This is a genomic window from Pseudomonas sp. 273, assembly GCF_029201425.1.
Classification (GTDB): Bacteria; Pseudomonadota; Gammaproteobacteria; order Pseudomonadales; family Pseudomonadaceae; genus Pseudomonas; species Pseudomonas delhiensis.
In genome coordinates, this window is the sequence record NZ_CP116775.1 from 2,307,749 (window position 1) to 2,326,463 (window position 18,715).

General features: G+C 69.0%; 14 protein-coding genes and 2 pseudogenes. 8 read left to right on the forward strand and 8 right to left on the reverse strand.

Going from position 1 to position 18,715, the window contains the following annotated elements:
- Positions 1–3: 3 nt before the first annotated feature.
- The gene (glpD, locus tag PKO50_RS11125) at positions 4–1,542 is read right to left on the reverse strand and encodes a glycerol-3-phosphate dehydrogenase (protein ID WP_275629707.1); all 1,539 of its coding nucleotides are present in this window, start codon (positions 1,540–1,542) and stop codon (positions 4–6) included.
- A gap of 140 nt (positions 1,543–1,682) precedes the next feature.
- Positions 1,683–2,438 (reverse strand): DeoR/GlpR family transcriptional regulator, encoded by a 756-nt coding sequence (locus tag PKO50_RS11130; RefSeq protein ID WP_109933034.1) that lies wholly within the window; start codon positions 2,436–2,438, stop codon positions 1,683–1,685.
- 432 nt (positions 2,439–2,870) lie between these two features.
- On the opposite strand from PKO50_RS11130, the pseudogene PKO50_RS11135 reads away from it, so the two are divergent.
- The 5 genes and pseudogenes from PKO50_RS11135 (at position 2,871) to nudC (ending at position 10,037) form a co-directional block, all read left to right on the forward strand.
- Positions 2,871–5,137, forward strand: a pseudogene (locus PKO50_RS11135) (Orn/Lys/Arg decarboxylase N-terminal domain-containing protein).
- Between the two features lie 37 nt (positions 5,138–5,174).
- A complete protein-coding gene (locus PKO50_RS11140; RefSeq protein ID WP_109933032.1) occupies positions 5,175–6,527 on the forward strand; it encodes an amino acid permease in 1,353 nt (450 codons plus the stop codon).
- A 137-nt stretch (positions 6,528–6,664) separates the two neighbouring features.
- Positions 6,665–7,477: a crotonase/enoyl-CoA hydratase family protein gene (locus tag PKO50_RS11145; RefSeq protein WP_109933031.1), complete on the forward strand. Its 813-nt coding sequence runs from the start codon at positions 6,665–6,667 to the stop codon at positions 7,475–7,477.
- A 39-nt stretch (positions 7,478–7,516) separates the two neighbouring features.
- The gene (locus tag PKO50_RS11150; RefSeq protein WP_109933030.1) at positions 7,517–9,196 is read left to right on the forward strand and encodes a ferrous iron transporter B; all 1,680 of its coding nucleotides are present in this window, start codon (positions 7,517–7,519) and stop codon (positions 9,194–9,196) included.
- Positions 9,196–10,037, forward strand: a pseudogene (nudC, locus tag PKO50_RS11155) (NAD(+) diphosphatase). The gene PKO50_RS11150 and the pseudogene nudC overlap by 1 nt, the downstream one beginning before the upstream one ends.
- A gap of 22 nt (positions 10,038–10,059) precedes the next feature.
- On the opposite strand, the gene PKO50_RS11160 reads toward nudC, so the two are convergent.
- Positions 10,060–10,839 carry a TSUP family transporter gene (locus PKO50_RS11160; protein WP_275630464.1) on the reverse strand — a complete coding sequence of 260 codons (780 nt, stop codon included), beginning with the start codon at positions 10,837–10,839 and terminating at the stop codon, positions 10,060–10,062.
- Between the two features lie 112 nt (positions 10,840–10,951).
- Here PKO50_RS11160 and PKO50_RS11165 point away from each other — a divergent pair, with 112 nt between their 5' ends.
- Positions 10,952–11,596: a hypothetical protein gene (locus tag PKO50_RS11165; RefSeq protein ID WP_109933028.1), complete on the forward strand. Its 645-nt coding sequence runs from the start codon at positions 10,952–10,954 to the stop codon at positions 11,594–11,596.
- Positions 11,597–12,361: 765 nt separating this feature from the next.
- Here PKO50_RS11165 and PKO50_RS11170 read toward each other — a convergent pair.
- The 4 genes from PKO50_RS11170 to PKO50_RS11185 all read right to left on the reverse strand — a co-directional run bounded on the left by PKO50_RS11170 (position 12,362) and on the right by PKO50_RS11185 (position 15,562).
- Positions 12,362–13,129, reverse strand: a complete 768-nt coding sequence (locus tag PKO50_RS11170) for an SDR family oxidoreductase (protein ID WP_109933027.1) — start codon at positions 13,127–13,129, stop codon at positions 12,362–12,364.
- Between the two features lie 25 nt (positions 13,130–13,154).
- A complete protein-coding gene (locus tag PKO50_RS11175; RefSeq protein WP_109933026.1) occupies positions 13,155–14,225 on the reverse strand; it encodes a phosphotransferase family protein in 1,071 nt (356 codons plus the stop codon).
- Between the two features lie 258 nt (positions 14,226–14,483).
- On the reverse strand, positions 14,484–14,795 hold the full coding sequence (locus tag PKO50_RS11180; protein ID WP_009619228.1) for an SCP2 sterol-binding domain-containing protein: 312 nt from the start codon (positions 14,793–14,795) through the stop codon (positions 14,484–14,486).
- 56 nt (positions 14,796–14,851) lie between these two features.
- Positions 14,852–15,562: a histidine phosphatase family protein gene (locus PKO50_RS11185; protein ID WP_109933025.1), complete on the reverse strand. Its 711-nt coding sequence runs from the start codon at positions 15,560–15,562 to the stop codon at positions 14,852–14,854.
- 205 nt (positions 15,563–15,767) lie between these two features.
- Here PKO50_RS11185 and sohB point away from each other — a divergent pair, with 205 nt between their 5' ends.
- A complete protein-coding gene (sohB, locus tag PKO50_RS11190) occupies positions 15,768–16,790 on the forward strand; it encodes a protease SohB (protein ID WP_109933024.1) in 1,023 nt (340 codons plus the stop codon).
- A 55-nt stretch (positions 16,791–16,845) separates the two neighbouring features.
- On the forward strand, positions 16,846–17,838 hold the full coding sequence (locus PKO50_RS11195) for a YhdH/YhfP family quinone oxidoreductase (RefSeq protein WP_109933023.1): 993 nt from the start codon (positions 16,846–16,848) through the stop codon (positions 17,836–17,838).
- Between the two features lie 23 nt (positions 17,839–17,861).
- Here PKO50_RS11195 and PKO50_RS11200 read toward each other — a convergent pair whose 3' ends face one another.
- Positions 17,862–18,713: an alpha/beta fold hydrolase gene (locus PKO50_RS11200; protein ID WP_109933022.1), complete on the reverse strand. Its 852-nt coding sequence runs from the start codon at positions 18,711–18,713 to the stop codon at positions 17,862–17,864.
- Positions 18,714–18,715: the final 2 nt, after the last annotated feature.

Consider the following 18,715-nt stretch of genomic DNA (forward strand, 5'->3'; position numbering starts at 1 on the left):
GCTTCAGGCCACCTGCGTGTTCGCCTTGCGCGGGTGCTCGCGCGCCAGGTAGTCGGCCAGGCGCAGCTTTTCCGCGGCATTGAGGAACAGCCCCAGCTTGCTGCGGCGCCAGAGGATGTCGTCGGCGTTCTCGGCCCATTCCTCGCGGCACAGGTAGTCCACTTCGCGGGCATGGAGCCCGGCGCCCAGGTGTTCGCCCAGGTCGGTTTCGCCCTTCGCCCCGTCCAGCAGGCGCCAGGCGCGCGTGCCGTAGCTGGTGGCCCAGCGCCGCGCCAGCTCGGCCGGCAGCCAGGGGTGCCTGGCCAGCAACTCGACGGCCAGGTCCTCGGGGCTGGTCATGTGCTCGCCGCCCGGCAGCGGGGCGCCGGCGGTCCAGGCCGGGCCCATGCGCGGGAAGGTCGGCGCCAGCTGGGCCAGGGCCGCCTCGGCGAGCTTGCGGTAGGTGGTCAGCTTGCCGCCGAACACCGACAGCAGCGGCGCTTCGCCCGGGGCGCCCTGCAGCGCCAGGGTGTAGTCGCGGGTGACGGCGGACGGCTCGTCGGACTCGTCGTCGCACAGCGGGCGCACTCCGGAGAAGCTCCAGAGGATGTCCTCGCGGCGCACCTGCTGCCTGAAGTGGGCGTTGACCACCGCCAGCAGGTAGCCGGTTTCCTCGTCGCTGATCCGTACCTTCGCCGGGTCGCCCAGCCATTCGCGGTCGGTGGTGCCGATCAGGGTGAAGCGCCCCAGGTAGGGGATGACGAAGACGATGCGGCGGTCCTCGTTCTGCAGGATGTAGGCCTGCTCGCCTTCGTACAGCCGCGGCACCACCAGGTGGCTGCCCTGGATCAGGCGGATGCCGTAGGGCGGTTGCTGGCGCAGGTCGTCGCGGATGAACTGCGCCACCCAGGGCCCGGCGGCGTTGACCAGGGCGCGGGCGCGGATGGAGTAGAGGCTGCCGTCGTCGCGCTCCAGGTGCAGGTGCCACAGGCCCTTGCTGCGCCGCGCGCTGACGCAGCGGGTGCGCGGGTGCACGTGGGCGCCGCGCTCGCGGGCGGCCATGGCGTTGAGCACCACCAGGCGGGCGTCGTCGACGGAGCAGTCGGAGTACTCGAAGCCACGGCGGATGCCGGGTTGCAGCGGGCTGTCGGTGCCGAACGACAGGCTGCGCGAGGCCGGCAGCTTCTCGCGCCGGCCCAGGTGGTCGTAGAGGAACAGCCCGGCGCGGATCAGCCAGGCCGGGCGCAGGTGCGGCTGGTGCGGCAGCACGAAGCGCAGCGGGTGGACGATGTGCGGGGCCTTGGCCAGCAGCACTTCGCGCTCGGCCAGGGCCTCGCGCACCAGGCGGAATTCGTTGTGTTCCAGGTAGCGCAGGCCGCCGTGGACCAGCTTGCTGCTGGCCGAGGAGGTGTGGCTGGCCAGGTCGTGCTGTTCGCAAAGGAAGGTGAGCAGGCCACGCCCGGCGGCATCCGCGGCGATCCCCACGCCATTGATGCCACCGCCGACGACCGCCAGGTCGTAGACCTCAGCCAGGGGAGCGGAGCGCTTGTGGGAATGGCTCATGGGGCGTCCTCTTGACTGGAAATGAACATCAATATGTTCGAATTCGAAAATATGATAGGCGGGCGAACGAAAAATGACCAGCCTGAAGGCTGCCATTCGGCTGATTCATAGGCGTTTTTCGAATTCGAACGGGACGGCCGTCAGGCCAGTTCCAGCTGGACCTTGTGCTGGGCCAGCAGGCGCGCCACGGCGGGCGGCGGCGCGGCGTCGGTGAACAGGCTGTCGACCAGGCCGATCGGCCCCAGGCGCACCAGGGCGTTGCGCCCGAACTTGCTGGAGTCGGCGGCAAGGAACACCTGCCGGGCGTTCTCGATGATGGCGCGGGAAACGCGCACTTCCTGGTAGTCGAAGTCCAGCAGGCTGCCGTCTTCGTCGATGCCGCTGATGCCCACCAGGGCGAAGTCGACGCGGAACTGCTCGATGAAGTCCACCGCGGCCTGGCCGACCACGCCGCCGTCGCTGCGCACCGTGCCGCCGGCCACCAGCACCTCGAAGTCGGCCTTGGCGCTGAGGGTGGCGGCGACGTGCAGGTTGTTGGTGATGATCTTCAGGTTGCGGTGGCCGAGCAGGGCGCGGGCGATAGCCTCGGTGGTAGTGCCGATGTTGATGAACAGCGAGGCGTTGTCGGGTATCTGCGCCGCCACCGCCTCGGCGATACGCTGCTTCTCGTCGCGCATCTGGTCGGCGCGGGTGTTGTAGGCGGTGTTCTCGATGCTCGAGTCCCAGGCCGCGCCGCCGTGGTAGCGGCGCAGCAGGCTGCGCTCGGCGAGCTGGTTGATGTCGCGGCGGATGGTCTGCGGGGTGACGGCGAACTGCTGGGCCAGTTCCTCGATGCTCAGGTAGCCGCGCTCGCGGACCAGGTCGAGGATGCTTTGCTGGCGGGGGGGCAGGTTCATCTGCGCTCTCGTGGGGGCGGGGCGAAGGTACAAGCATGCCGCAGCGGGGCGCTTCGTGCCACCGGGGCGTCCGCTCAGGGATGCATGGCTATGAAAGGCTGGACAGCGGCGCTGAGCGCAGAATCGCGGACAGAGTCCGCTCTTACCCCACCACCGCTGCCCCACCTGTAGGAGCGCGCCCTGCGCGCGATTCGCGGGCAGGGCCCGCTCCTACGGTTCCAGGGAAGCACGGGTGTAGGAGCGGACTCCGTCCGCGATTGGACCCACCGGCCGCTCAGGACTGCGCCCACGCACCAACGACCCCCAGGCTTTCCGCCTTTCTCCCGTGCGACCTTTTCTTACAGCCTGAAGCCGGCCATATTCCCCTGCGGAATGTAAGCCCATACGCTGCAGGGGAACGACGGAAGCCTCCGTCAGCATTCGGGGCTCACAATGTACAAAGACCTGAAATTCCCCATCCTCATCGTCCACCGCGACATCAAGGCCGACACCGTCGCCGGCGACCGCGTCCGCGGTATCGCCCGCGAGCTGGAGCTGGACGGCTTCAGCATCCTTTCCACCGCCAGTTCCACCGAAGGGCGCATCGTCGCCTCCACCCACCATGGCCTGGCCTGCATCCTGGTCGCCGCCGAGGGGGCGGGGGAGAACCAGCGCCTGCTGCAGGACGTGGTCGAGCTGATCCGCGTGGCGCGGGTGCGCGCGCCGCAGCTGCCGATCTTCGCCCTCGGCGAGCAGATGACCATCGAGAACGCGCCGGCCGAGTCCATGGCCGACCTGCACCAACTGCGCGGCATCCTCTACCTGTTCGAGGACACCGTGCCCTTCCTCGCCCGCCAGGTCTCGCGGGCCGCGCGCAAGTACCTGGAGGGCCTGCTGCCGCCATTCTTCCGCGCGCTGGTGGAGCACACCGCGCAATCCAACTATTCCTGGCACACGCCCGGCCACGGCGGCGGCGTGGCCTACCGCAAGAGCCCGGTGGGGCAGGCGTTCCACCAGTTCTTCGGGGAGAACACGCTGCGCTCGGACCTGTCCGTCTCGGTGCCCGAGCTGGGCTCGCTGCTGGACCACACCGGCCCGCTGGCCGAGGCCGAGGCCCGCGCGGCGCGCAACTTCGGCGCCGACCACACCTTCTTCGTGATCAACGGCACCTCCACGGCGAACAAGATCGTCTGGCACTCCATGGTCAGCCGCGACGACCTGGTGCTGGTGGACCGCAACTGCCACAAGTCGGTGCTGCACTCGATCATCATGACCGGCGCCATCCCGCTGTACCTGTGCCCGGCGCGCAACGAGCTGGGCATCATCGGGCCCATCCCGCTGTCCGAGTTCAGCCGCGAGTCGATCGCCGCGAAGATCGCCGCCAACCCCCTGGCCCGCGGCCGCGAGCCGAAGGTGCGGCTGGCGGTGGTGACCAACTCCACCTACGACGGCCTGTGCTACAACGCCGAGCTTATCAAGCAGGCCCTGGACGGCAGCGTCGAGGTGCTGCACTTCGACGAGGCCTGGTACGCCTACGCCGCCTTCCACGAGTTCTACGACCGCCGCTACGGCATGGCCACCAGCCGCGGCGAGGACGGCCCGCTGGTGTTCACCACCCATTCCACCCACAAGATGCTGGCGGCCTTCAGCCAGGCCTCGATGATCCACGTGCAGGACGGCGGCAGGCGGCGCCTGGACCGCGCGCGCTTCAACGAAGCCTTCATGATGCACATCTCCACCTCGCCGCAGTACGGCATCATCGCCTCGCTGGACGTGGCCTCGGCGATGATGGAGGGCCCGGCCGGGCACTCGCTGATCCAGGAGACCTTCGATGAGGCGCTGAGCTTCCGCCGCGCCCTGGCCAACGTGCGGCAGAACCTGGCGGCCGGCGACTGGTGGTTCTGCGTCTGGCAGCCGCCGGGGGGGAGAGCACCGACGAGGTGCGCACCCGCGACTGGCTGCTGGAGCCCGACGCCGAGTGGCACGGCTTCGGCGAAGTGGAAGACGACTACGTGCTGCTCGACCCGATCAAGGTCACCCTGGCCACTCCGGGCCTGAACGCTGCCGGGCGTCTTGAGGAGCACGGCATTCCGGCCGCAGTGGTCGGCCGCTTCCTCTGGGAGCGCGGCCTGGTGGTGGAGAAGACCGGCCTGTACTCCTTCCTGGTGCTGTTCTCCATGGGCGTGACCAAGGGCAAGTGGAGCACCCTGGTCACCGAGCTGCTGGAGTTCAAGCGCAGCTACGACGGCAACGCGCCCCTGGCCGAGGCCCTGCCCAGCGTGCTCCAGGCCGCCCCGGCGCGCTACGCCGGCATGGGCCTGCGCGACCTCTGCGAGCAGTTGCACGCCTGCTACCGCGAGCACGCCACGGCCAAGGCCATGCGCCGCATGTACACCACCCTGCCGGAGCTGGCGCTGCGCCCGGCCGACGCCTACACCCAGCTGGTGCGCGGCGAGGTCGAGGCAGTGCCCATCGAGCGGCTCGAAGGGCGCATCGCCGCGGTCATGCTGGTGCCGTACCCGCCGGGCATCCCGCTGATCATGCCGGGCGAGCGCTTCACCGAGGCGACCCGCTCGATCCTCGACTACCTGGCCTTCGCCCGCACCTTCGAGCACGACTTCCCCGGCTTCGATTCCGATGTGCACGGCCTGCAGGTACAGGACGTGGACGGCCGGCGCTGCTATACCGTTGAGTGCATCGTGGAAAATGCCGACAGCTGATTCCGTCGTCCAGGGCGGCGGGACCTAAGGAGCGAGGATGAGTGGGGGAGAGGCTGCCAAGAAGGGCAGCATGGGGTTCTGGAGCTGTACCGCGCTGGTGATCGGCAACATGGTCGGCTCGGGCGTCTTCCTGCTGCCCTCCAGCCTCGCCGCCTACGGCGGCCTGAGCCTGTTCGGCTGGCTGGTCTCCAGCACCGGCGCGGTGCTGCTGGCCTTCACCTTCGCCCGCCTGGCGCGCCTCAACCCCGGCGCCGGCGGGCCCTACGCATACACCCGCGAGGGCTTCGGCAGCTTCGCCGGCTACCTGTGCGCCTGGACCTACTGGAAGGCCGCGTGGATCGGCAACGCCGCCATCGCCGTGACCCTGGTGGGCTACCTGCGGGTGTTCATCCCGGCGCTGGCCGACCCGCTGCTGATGGTGGCCACCGCCATCGGCGCCATATGGCTGTGCACCTTCATCAACCTGCGCGGCATCGCCACCTTCGCCGTGGTGCAGAACCTGCTCACCGCGCTCAAGCTGATCCCGCTGCTGCTGGTCGGGGTGCTCGGCTGGTTGCACTTCAACCCCGACTACCTGGCCATCCCGCCCCGCGAGCAGCTGCCGAACATGGGCTACGCCCAGGCCATCGCCACCACCGCGGCGCTGACCCTCTGGTCGTTCATCGGCCTGGAGTCGGCGACAGTGCCGGCCGACGACGTGCGCGACCCCAAGCGCACCATCCCGCGCGCCACCCTGTTCGGCACCCTGGCCGCGGCCGGCGTGTACGTGTTGTCGATCACTTCGGTGCAGGGCCTGATGCCGCCGGAGGTGCTGGCCAAGTCGACCTCGCCCTTCGCCGACGCCGCGCGCGTGCTGATGGGCGACTGGGGCTACTACCTGGTGGCCGGCGGCGCGGTGATCGCGTGCCTGGGCGCGCTCAACGGCTGGGTGCTGCTGCAGGGGCAGATCCCGGTGGCGCCGGCGCGCGACGGGCTGTTCCCCGAGTCCCTCGGCAAACTCAACAAGCACGGTGCCCCGGCCAACGGCCTGTGGGCCTCGGGGCTGCTGGTGACGGTGCTGGTGCTGATCGACGGCCAGGGCAACCTGGTGGACGTGTTCAACGTCATCATCCTGCTCGGCACCATGACCGGCGTGGTGCCCTACGCCTTCTGCACCGCGGCCCTGCTGCAGCTGCTGGCGGTGCGCACCGAGGAATTCTCGCCGCGCTCGCGGCCGCAGCTGATCGCCGTCGGCTCGCTGGGCTTCCTCTATTCGCTGTGGGCGCTCTACGGCACCGGCGAGCAGGCCATCTTCTGGGGCTTCCTGGTGTTCATGGCGGGCATCCCGATGTACACCTGGCGGCAGTGGCGCAACCGCCAGCAGGGCCTGCCGGTGGCGGAAATCGACTAGCGCCCGCGGGCAGCGGGAGCGTGCCCTGCATCACATAGGCCGGCATCGACTTTTGCCCTTGCCTTGTTATAGTGGCACGTCATCACTACAAGACCTGCCGCGTACAGCAGAGCAGGGCATTCCCGAGGGTTTCCCCCGTGACCGAGTACAAAGCATTCCGCGTCGAACTGGCCGACAGGATCGCCCATGTGATCATCAATCGCCCGGAAAAGGTCAACGCGATGAACGCCGATTTCTGGCGCGAGATCGTCGAAATCTTCCGCTGGGCCGACGAAACGGATGAAGTCCGCGTAGTGGTCGTGTCCGGCGCCGGCAAGCACTTCTCCGCCGGCATCGACCTGATGCTGCTGGCCCAGGCCGGCAGCCAACTGGGCAAGGACGTCGGCCGCAACGCCCGCGCCCTGCGCCGCAAGATCCTCGAGCTGCAGGCCTCGTTCAACGCCATCGACGCCTGCAGCAAGCCGGTGATCGCCGCCGTGCAGGGCTACTGCCTGGGCGGCGCCATCGACCTGATCTCGGCCTGCGACATGCGCTACTGCAGCGCGGACGCGCAGTTCTCCATCAAGGAAATCGACATGGGCATGGCCGCCGACGTCGGCACCCTGCAGCGCCTGCCGCGGCTGATCGGCGACGGCATCATGCGCGAGCTGGCCTACACCGGGCGCATGGTCGACGCCGCCGAGGCCGAGCGCATCGGCCTGGTCAACCGCAGCTACGCCGACAGCGCGGCGCTGCTGGACGGCGTGTTCGAACTGGCGCGGCAGATCGCCGGCAAGTCGCCGATCGCCATCCGCGGCACCAAGGAGATGATCCGCTACGCCCGCGACCACCGCGTCGAGGACGGCCTGGAGTACATCGCCACCTGGAACGCCGCCATGCTGCAATCGGCCGACCTGCAGAAGGCCATGGCCGCGCACATGAGCAAGCAGCAGCCGGAGTTCGCCGACTGATGCCCCGTACCCACCTCGCGCAGGAGGCGCGCTAGCCCGATGGTCACTGGAGCCACCTCCCTCAGTCTGGTGCGCGACGAGCTCTTCGCCACCATGGAGCAGGCCGAGCAGAACCTCGAGCAGTTCATCGCCGAGCGCCAGAACGGCAGCCTGCTGCAACATGCGGTCGAATGCCTGGCGCAGATCCGCGGCACCCTCAACCTGATTGAACTGGCCGGCGCCGAGTTGCTGGCCCAGGAAGCCCTGCAGCTGGCCACCGACATCCCCACCGGTGTCGGCGAGGAGCGCGACGGCCAGCTGGCCGCGCTGGGCAATGCCCTGTACGTGCTGCGCCGCTACCTGGAGAACCTGGAGGCCAACCGCCAGGAGATTCCCGAGCTGCTGCTGCCGGCGATCAACGACGTGCGCCTGGCCGCCGGCCAGCCGGTGCTGCCGGAGAGCTTCTTCTTCAGCGCGCGCCTGGACCTGCCGCGCCCGGCGGCGCCCCGCGCGGTGCCGGCGGTGGCCGACCGCGCCCAGGAGGTCCGCCGCCTGCGGCACATGTACCAGGTGGGCCTGCTCGCGCTGGTGCGCGAACAGGACCACTACGCCGGCCTCAAGCTGATGGGCCGCGCCCTGGCGCGCCTGGACGCGCTGCTCGGCTACGGCCCGCGCAGCCGCCTGTGCTGGATAGGCGCCGGCGCCCTGGAAGCCCTGGCGGATGCGCAGATGCTGCCGCGCAAGGCGCGCAAGCAGCTGTTCTCGCGCCTGGACCGCGAGCTCAAGCAACTGCTGGCCAACCCCAACTACGAGGCGCCGCGCCAGCTGCTCAAGGAACTGCTCTACCTCACCGCCCTGGCCGACACCCGCGGCCCGCGCGCCAGCGAGCTGCGCGAGGTGTTCGGCCTGGCGCCGCTGCCGTTCACCGACCACCTGCTGGAAGACGAGTCGCAACGCCTGTCCGGCCCCGGCCAGGCGGTGATGCGCTCGCTGTCGGCGGCCATCCGCGAGGAACTCACCACGGTCAAGGACCAGCTCGACCTGATCGAGCGCGGCGTGTCCCCGGCCGACGCCCTGGGCACCCTGCACACCCAGCTGGGCAAGCTGGCCAAGACCCTCGGCATGGTCGGCCTGAACTCCGCGGCCAACGTGCTGCAGGGGCAGGTCTCGGTGGTCTCCGCCTGGGTGGCCAAGGGGGCGGTGGAGTCGCCGGCGGCGCTGAATGCCCTGGCCGACGCGCTGCTCTACGTGGAAAGCCTGGTCGGCAGCCTGGAGCGTGGCGAGCGCATGGCCGCTCCCGCCATCACCGACCTGGAGCCGACCGCCGAATCCTTCGCCGTGCACCAGCTGGCCGAGGCGCGCATCGTGGTCATCGACGAGGCCCAGGGCGGCCTGGCCCTGGCCAAGCGGGCGATCACCGCCTACCTGGAATCCAACGGCGACAAGCTGCACCTGGCCAACGTCCCCGGCAGCCTGCAGGCGGTGCGCGGCGGGCTCTGGTTCCTCGGCCAGGAGCGCGCCGCCCGGCTGGTCGGGGCTTGCGCCGACTACATCCAGCGGCAGATGATCGAAACCACGCAGATGCCGTCCGAGCAGATGCTGGAAACCCTGGCCGATGCCCTGACCGGCCTCGAATACTACCTGGAGGGAGGCGCCGTGCTGCGTCCCGAAGGCCAGCCCGACGTGCTGGACGTGGCCAGCGAGAGCGTGCGCGCCCTCGGCCTGGAGGTGGCTGCCTGATGCGTACCGGACGTTGGGAGTCCGCCTGGCTCGACCCGGCGGAGAAGGGGGCTGGGCCCTGGCCCACTGTCGCCAGCAGTTCCTCGGCGATGCCAATGGCGTGCTCTTCCCCCGCGACTGGCTCAAGCGCCAGGACCTGCCGGTGCTCTCCGAGCAGGGCGTCGGCCACTTCGACGGCGACGCCGTGTACCTGCTGGAGCTGGACGCGCCGGCCAGCGTCGAGGGCTGCAGCTGGATCGGCCTGCGCCACGTCATGCTCGAGGCCGAGGAAGACCAGTTCGCCATGCTCGGCTTCGCCAGCCAGGTCGGCACCTGGGCCCGCGAGAACCGTTTCTGCGGCGGCTGCGGCCAGCCCATGCGCGCCGTGCCGCGCGAGCGCGCCATGCGCTGCGACGCCTGCGACATCCAGCGCTACCCGCTGCTGTCGCCGAGCATGATAGTGCTGGTCACCCGCGGTGACGAATTGCTGCTGGCGCGCTCGCCGCGCTTCGTGCCGGGCATGTACAGCACCCTGGCCGGCTTCGTCGAGCCGGGCGAGTCGGTGGAGCACTGCGTGGCCCGCGAGGTGAAGGAAGAAGTGGGGCTGCAGGTCGGCGACATCCGCTACCTGGGCAGCCAGAACTGGCCCTTCCCGCATTCGCTGATGCTCGGTTTCCACGCCGAATACGTCAGCGGCGAGATCGTCTGCCAGCCGGACGAGATCGAAGACGCCCAGTGGTTCCCCTACGACTCGCTGCCGCGCCTGCCGGCCGGGCGTTCCATCGCCCGCTACCTGATCGAGAGCTGGCTGGCGCGCCGCGCCGGGCGGCCCGATCCCATCCTGCCGGGCGGCGGCTACTGACGCCCGGCGTTTTCCCCGCGCTTCAAGCCGCGCTGAACCAGTGCTGCCAGACCAGGCGCGCGGTCAGCGCCAGCACCACCAGGATGAACACCGGGCGGATGAATTTCGCGCCGCCGCCGATGGCGGTGCGCGCACCCAGGTAGGCGCCGACCATCAGCGCGCTGCCCATGCACAGCCCGAGCAGCCAGACCACCTGGCCGGAAGCGACGAACACCGCCAGCGCCACTATGTTGCTGACGAAGTTCATGGTGCGCGCCACGCCGCTGGCGCGGACCAGGTCCAGGGGGTACATCAGCAGGCTGCTGACGGTCCAGAAGGCGCCGGTGCCGGGGCCGGCCACGCCGTCGTAGAAGCCCAGGCCCAGGCCTTGCGGCCACTGGCGCTTGCGACCCACCGGGGCGTCGGCGTCCAGCGGCGCCCTGGGCGTGCCGCCGAAGAGCATGTACAACCCGCAGGAGAACACCACCACCGGCAGCATGCGGTTCAGCCATTCCGCCGGCAGCAGGTGCGCGGCCCAGGCGCCGATGGCCGCGCCTATGGCGGTGGCCAGCAGGCCGTTGCGCCAGCGCTCGGGGTGGAACAGCTTGCGCTTGTAGAAGGTGTAGCTGGCGGTGGCGGAGCCGAAGGTGGAGCTCAGCTTGTTGGTGCCCAGGGCCAGGTGCGGCGGCACGCCCGCGGTGAGCAGGGCGGGGATGGTCAGCAGGCCGCCGCCGCCGGCGATGGCGTCGATGAAGCCGGCGAGGAAGGCCACGACGGCGAGGATCAGCAGGGTGAGCGGGTCTACGGTGAGCTCGAAAGGGATGGCGAAGGGCATGAAAAGTACGACCTGGGTTCAAGGCTGCGACGCCACGGCTGGCCGTCGCGTCGAGGGGTGCGCATAATGCCGGCAATTCTACGCGCAAGGAACTGATTCAATGCAGTACGACGGCCTGGCCTGGACGTTCGCGCTGATCGCCCTGCTGGCGCTGCTGGTCGCCGCACGCATCCTCTTCGACCGCCACTGGTTCCTCGGCTGGCTGCGCGGCTGCGCCGGCCTGGCCTTCGTCGCCGCGGCGCTGGCGCTGGGCCTGGCGGCCTGGGACCTGCGCAGCTACGACGCGCTGCCCGCCGAGCGGCCGCTGGCGACCCTGAGCTTCCAGCGCCTGGCGCCGCAGCGCTACGAGGTGAAGATCCTCGAGGGCGACCGCGAACGCCGCGTCGAGCTGGGCGGCGACCTCTGGCAGCTGGACGTGCGCATCATGCAGTGGCGCGGCCTGGCCGCGCTGATCGGGCTCGACCCCGGCTACCGCCTGCAGGGCCTGGGCGGCCGCTACCTGGCCATCGAGCAGCAGGGCCAGGCGCGCCAGCAATCCCTGGCCGAGAGCCCCTACGGCTTCGACCTGTGGCGCTGGCTGCGCGACGGCCAGCACGACCTGCTGACCTTCCGCCCACTGGCGGCGCGGGTGAACTTCCTGCCCATGGCGGACCAGGCGGTCTACAGCATCAGCTTCGGCCCCGCGGGCCTGGCGGCGGAGCCGGTCAACGCGGCGGCGCAGCAGGCGCTGCGGGAGTGGCGGTAGGCACGCCGTCCACCTACGCCATTCCCCCTGTAGGAGCGCGCCCTGCGCGCGATTGAACCCACCGGCCGCACTGGACTCTTCCTTGGCACGAACACCCGTAGGGCGCATAACGCCTACGGCGTTATCCGCCATCATTACCGTGCACCGGTGCCCCGGCCAACGGCGGATAACCGCGAACGGTTATCCGCCCTACGGTTCCAGGGATGCATGATTGTAAGAGCGGACTTTGTCCGCGATGGCCGGAGGTTCCGGCGCGATTCGCGGATGAGATCCGCTCCTACGCTGCCCCACCCGCGCCGTTCCATGTAGGAGCGCGCCCTGCGCGTGAAATCGCGGGCAGGGCCCGCTCCTACAGGTCGTCGGATGGCACGGCATTCCCTCGTAGGGGCGGACTTTGTCCGCGATGGCCGGAGGTTCCGGTGTGATTCGCGGATGAGATCCGCTCCTACGCCGCCCCACCCGCGCCGTTCCATGTAGGAGCGCGCCCTGCGCGTGAAATCGCGGGCAGGGCCCGCTCCTACAGGTCGTCGGATGGCACGGCATTCCCTCGTAGGACTCTGTCCGCGATGGCCGGAGGTTCCGGCGCGATTCGCGGATGAGATCCGCTCCTACGCTGCCCCACCCGCGCCGTTCCATGTAGGAGCGCGCCCTGCGCGCGAATCGCGGGCAGGGCGCGCTCCTACAGGTTGCGGGGAGGCGTGCATCGATGGATCACCCAACGAAAAAGGGAGCCCGAAGGCTCCCTTGTTCATTGCGCTTTCGCGATCAGGCGAGGAACCCGCCGTCCACGTTCAGCGCCACGCCGGTGGTGTAGCTGGAGGCGTTGCTGGCCAGGTACAGCACCGCGCCGGCCATTTCGCTGGGCTCGGCCACGCGCTTGAGCGGGATGCGCTGCAGGGCGACGTTGCGGATGGCGTCGTTCTTCACCAGGGCCGAGGCGAACTTGGTGTCGGTCAGGCCCGGCAGCAGGGCGTTGCAGCGGATGCCGAACTGCGCGCATTCCTTGGCGAAGACCTTGGTCATGCTGATCACCGCGGCCTTGGTCACCGAGTAGATGCCCTGGAACTCGCCGGGGGACACGCCGTTGATCGAGGCGACGTTGATGATGCTGCCGCCGCCGTTTTCCTTCATCAGCTTGCCGCCTTCGATGGACATGAAGTAGTAGCCGCGGATGTTCACGTCCACGGTCTTCTGGAAGGCGGAGAGGTCGGTGTCCAGCACGTTGCAGAACTGCGGGTTGGTGGCGGCGTTGTTGACCAGGATGTCCAGGCGGCCGAACTGCTCGCGGATCTGCGCGAAGACGCTCTGGATCTGCTCCATCTCGCCGATGTGGCAGGCGATGGCGGTGGCCTTGCCGCCTTCGGCGATGATGGCGTCGGCCACTGCCTGGCAGCCCTCGATCTTGCGGCTGGAGACGATCACGTGGGCGCCCTGCTGGGCCAGCAGCCTGGCGATGGCCTCGCCGATGCCGCGGCTGGCGCCGGAGACGAAGGCGATCTTGCCGTCGAGGTCGAACAGGTGGGTCTTGGACATGGGGTTCCCCTTGTTGTGATCGGCGTTACAGCCGGGACTTGTCGATGACCTGCAGGCTCATCTGCTCCAGCAGCTTGTTCATGTGGATGAACTGGGCGAAGCGTTTGTCCTGGGTCTGGCCGTGGAAGTAGCGGTAGTAGATCTGCTGCACGATGCCGGCCAGGCGGAACAGGCCGTAGGTGTAGTAGAAGTCGAGGTTGTCGATGGGCGGCAGGCCTGCGCGCTCGGCGTAGTAGTCGGCGAACTGCTGGCGGGTGAGCATGCCGGGCAGGTGGCTCGGCTGGCGGCGCATGAGTTGCACCGGGGCCGGGTCGTCGGCTTCGATCCAGTAGGCGAGGGTGTTGCCCAGGTCCATCAGCGGGTCGCCGATGGTGGTCAGCTCCCAGTCCAGCACGCCGATGATGCGCATCGGGTCTTTCGGGTCGAGGATGACGTTGTCGAAGCGGTAGTCGTTGTGCACGATGCCCGGCTTGGGGTGGTCGGCCGGCATCTTCTCGCGCAGCCAGGCCTTGACCGGTTCCCAGCTCGGCGCGTCGGGGGTCAGGGCCTTCTCGTAGCGGTCGCTCCAGCCTTCGATCTGGCGCTGCACGTAGCCCTCGGGCTTGCCCAGGTCGCCCAGGCCGCAGGCCTGGTAGTCGACATTGTGCAGTTCCACGAAGCGGTCGATGAAGTTCTTGCACAGGGTGTTGGCCTGCTGCTCGTCGAGGGTCAGCTCCGGCGGCAGGTCGGCGCGCAGGATGATGCCGTTGACGCGCTCCATCACGTAGAACTCGGCGCCGATCACCGATTCGTCGGTGCAGTGCACGTAGGCCTTCGGGCAGTACGGGAAGCCGGCGTTGAGCTGGTTGAGGATGCGGTACTCGCGGCCCATGTCGTGGGCCGACTTGGCCTTGCGGCCGAACGGCGGGCGGCGCAGCACCAGCTCGTGGCTGGGGTACTCCAGCAGGTAGGTCAGGTTGGAGGCGCCGCCAGGGAACTGGCTGATCTTCGGCTCGCCCTGCAGGCCGGGGATGTGGGCCTTCAGGTAGGGATCGATGGCCGCGGCGTCGAGCTCTTCGCCTTGGCGGATGCGGGTGGACTGGTCAGTCAGCGACATGCTTATCCCTTTCTTGTAGTCGGTAGCTGCCGGGGCAGCGGCGCCCGGGGCCCATCATGCAGGGCAATAATGGTGTCCCGAGATAATTGGCTAATCTAATGCTCGCTTCCTACCCCCACAAGCGCCGCGGGGCGTTATTGGCGAGCGTGTTGGAGCCCGATCAGGCTGCCTGATCCGCCTGGTTAGAGCGGCGCGGACGAAAAAAAACCGGAGCCGCGGGACTCCGGTTTTCTCGTGCTGGCGGGTAGTGCTCCGGGATCAGACCGGGAACAGCTCGCCCAGCTTCATGGCCAGCATCATGTCGCCTTCGGCGCGCAGCTTGCCGGCCATGAAGGCCTGCATGCCGTCGGTTTCGCCGCTGGTGATGCCCTTGAGGGTCTCGCTGTCCATGATCAGGGTGACGTTGGGGTTCGGCGCATCGCCCTGCACGACTTCGCAGGTACCGTCCTTGACCACCAGGTAGTGGTTGTCGCCGTCCTCGATGTTGAACTGGAAGACCAGGTCCAGGCCGGCGGCGGCGCCAGCGTTGAATTTGCTCTTCATGGTGGAGACGATGTCAGCAACGCTCATGGTTCTATCCCTTTTCTAGGTTTTCTCGCGCGCCCGTCGGGCGCAATGGGCCGGGCTCATCGATAGGTGATGAGTTCCGGCGCCCTCAACAGTTCCAGGTGCACGTGACTGTTGAAGGAAGCCAGGGACACTTCGTCGCCGCGGAACTTCAGGCGGCTGAGGGAAGTGTTGACGATCTGCCAGTTCAGCTCGAAGGCCTTGATCGGCGGTATGCCGACGATCTGCTGGAGCACGGCGGTGATGGTCCCGCCGGAGGTGAACACGGCGACGTTGTCCTTGCCGCTGGCCTGGCGCAGCAGGCGCTGCAGGCCGTCGTGCACGGTGTCGAGGAATTCCTGCCAGCTGACCAGGCCTTCCTTGGGGTGCTCGCCGCCGACCCAGCGGGCGATCACGTAGGAGAACAGGCGCTGGAACTCGGCGCGGTGCTGCGCCGCGTTGCGCATGATGTGCAGGGCCTGGGGCTCGTGCTGGAGCAGGTCGTCGAGGTGGGCGCGGATCACCGCGTCGGCCTCGAACTCGTTGAAGGCGGCGTCGATCTCCAGCGCCGGCACGTCCAGCCCGGCTTCGCGCATGCGCCCCAGGGCCTCGTCGGCGGTGTGGCGCTGGCGCTGCAGGTCGCCGGCCAGGCAGCGGTCCAGGCGCAGGCCCAGGCCCGCCAGGTGCTCGCCCAGGACCTGGGCCTGGCGCACGCCGGTCGCCGAGAGCACGTCGTAGTCGTCGGCACCGAACGAAGCCTGGCCATGTCGAATCAGATAGATGCTGCCCACGCACGGACCTCGGCAGGGGGAAAGTTCCGGCGAGGTTATGGGGAAGGCCCTGGGCTGTCAACGAAAAAACATACGCTTGTTTGAATGGCATTCCCGGCGCTGATGAAGGCGTTCGCCAGCGCTGGCTGCGGCCCGGCGGGCTGGGTATGCTTGCGGGATTCCCCGGCCCGGTCGGCGGGCGGGGCACAGGTGAATAGGGGGAAGTGTGGAGTTTCTTCTGGATTACGCGGGTTTCCTGGCCAGGACCTTGACCGTGCTGGTGGCGGTGCTGGTCGTGCTGGTGGTGGTCGCCGCCCTGCGCGGCCGCGGGCGGCGCAGCTCGGGCCATCTGGAAGTGCGCAAACTCAACGACTTCTACAAGGACCTGCGCGAGCGCCTGCAGGGCAGCGTGCTCGACAAGGACAAGCTCAAGGCCCTGCGCAAGTCCGAGCACAAGGCCGCCAAGCAGGCGAAGAAGGCCGGCGGCCAGAAGAGCCGCGTCTACGTGCTGGACTTCGACGGCGACATCAAGGCCTCGGCCACCGAGCACCTGCGCAACGAGGTCACCGCGCTGCTCAGCCTGGCCACGCCCAAGGACGAGGTGGTGCTGCGCCTGGAGAGCGGCGGCGGCATGGTCCACAGCTACGGCCTGGCCGCCTCGCAGCTGGCGCGCATCCGCCAGGCCGGCGTGCCGCTGACCGTGTGCGTCGACAAGATCGCCGCCAGCGGCGGCTACATGATGGCCTGCATCGGCGAGCGCATCCTCTCCGCGCCCTTCGCCATCCTCGGTTCCATCGGCGTGGTGGCGCAGCTGCCCAACGTGCACCGCCTGCTGAAGCGGCACGACATCGACTTCGAGGTGCTCACCGCCGGCGAGTACAAGCGCACCCTGACGGTGTTCGGCGAGAACACCGAGAAGGGCCGCGAGAAATTCCAGGAGGACCTGGAGTCCACCCACGAGCTGTTCAAGGGCTTCGTCGCCCACTACCGGCCCAAGCTGGCCATCGAGGAGATCGCCACCGGCGAGGTCTGGCTGGGCCAGGCGGCGCTGGGGCGCAAGCTGGTGGACGAGCTGAAGACCAGCGACGAGTACCTGGCCGAACGCGCCCGCGAGGCGGACGTCTACCACTTGCAGTACGTGCAGAAGAAGAGCGTCCAGGAGCGCCTGGGCGTGGGCGCCAGCACGGTGATCGACCGCGTGCTGCTGAGCTGGTGGGAGCGCCTGGGGCGCAGCCGTTACTGGCAATGATTCCGGCGCGGGCGCAGGGGCGCCCGCGCGGCAGGCTTTGCAGAAGGAGAGCGTGATGAGTGCATTCAAGGCCCTCTGGGTCACCGAGTCCCCGCATGGCATCTACGAGCAGCAGGTGGTCGAGCGCGACACCAGCCAGCTGCCGGCCGGCGAGGTGCTGATCCGGGTGCGGTATTCGTCGCTGAACTACAAGGATGCGTTGTCGGCCAGCGGCAACCGTGGCGTGACCCGCAAGTACCCGCACACCCCCGGCATCGATGCCGCCGGGGTGGTGGAGGAGTCCTCGGTGGGCGAGTTCGTCGCCGGCGACGAGGTGATAGTCACCGGCTACGACCTGGGGATGAACACCCCGGGCGGCTTCGGCCAGTACATCCGCGTGCCGGCCGCCTGGGTGATCAAGCGCCCGCAGGGCCTGAGCCTGCGCGAGGCGATGATCCTCGGCACCGCCGGCCTCACCGCGGCGCTGTGCGTCGACAAGCTGGAGCAGGCCGGGGTGACCCCGGCGGCCGGCCCGGTGCTGGTCACCGGCGCCAGCGGCGGCGTCGGCAGCATCGCGGTGATGCTGCTGGCCCAGCTGGGCTACAGCGTGGCGGCCTCCACCGGCAAGCTGGAGCAGGCCGAGTTCCTCAACGGCCTGGGCGCGCGGCAGATCATCGACCGCGCCACCGTCGCCGATGGCGTCGACAAGCCGCTGCTCAAGGAGCAGTGGGCCGGCGCCGTAGACACAGTCGGCGGCGACATCCTGTTCAACGTGGTCAAGTCGCTGCAGTACGGCGGCAGCGTGGCCTGCTGCGGGCTGACCGCCGGCGCCGGGTTCAAGGCCACGGTGCTGCCGTTCATCCTGCGCGGGGTGAACCTGCTGGGCGTGGACTCGGTGGAGCTGCCGCTGGTGGTCAAGGCCTCGATGTGGGACAAGCTCTCGCTGCAGTGGAAGCTGCCGCGCCTGGAGGAGCTGGTCCGCGAGATTCGCCTCGACGACCTGCCCACCGCCATCCACCAGATCCTCGCCGGCAAGCTGGTCGGCCGCCTGCTGGTCAACCTCGACTGAGGCGCCGTGCCGGGGCCGGGCGCTCAGCCCAGCTCCGGCAGCAGGTAGCCCTCCCACAGCGTGTCGGCGAACTGCTCGCGGAAGAAGCCGAAGTGGCCGATGCGCTTCACCCCCAGTTGTTCCGGGGCGATGCGCCGGCTCACCTTGGGCGCGCTGCGGTAGAAGCCCAGCAGCGCCTCGGTGCTGCGCTGGGACATCATCTCGTCGTCGGTGAAGGACAGCGAAACGATGGGCGTGTGCACCGCCGAATAGCGGATGCGCATCTGCTCGCCTTCGCCCAGGGCGTACTGCGGGTGCAGGCACCAGCGCCGCCACTGCTCGATCACCCCGCGCGGCAGGTCGCCGACGATGCCCAGGCGGCGCCCGGGGAAGTAGCCCAGCAGCGGCGTGACGGTGGGCGCGATGAAGTGCCAGAGCAGCCAGGCGCGGCCGCGCAGGCCGGCCGTGTTGTCGCGCCAGTAGCCGCTGCCGCTGGCGATGCTGAAGGCCCGGGTGATGCGCGCGCGGCCATCGACGAAGGGCAGGATCTGCCCGCCCAGGCTGTGGCCGATCCAGTACAGCGGCTTGTCCCCCGCGGCCTCGGCCACCGCCGCGAGCACGGCGCTGCAATCGTGGCGGCCCCAGTCGACGACGTTCGCCTTCACCTGCCGCAGCGGGCCGTTGCGCGACTGGCCCATGCCCTGGTAGTCGAAGGTGACGACCAGGTAGCCGCGTTCGGCCAGCCAGTTGGCGAAGGCGCCGTAGAAGCGCTGCTCGACGCCCATGGCCGGGACGATCAGCGCGGCGCCGAGCATCTCGCCCGGCGGCCGGTACCAGTGGCTGGCCAGGCGCTGGCCCTGGCCGTTGTCGAGTTCGCGGGGTTGCGGGGTAATCATGG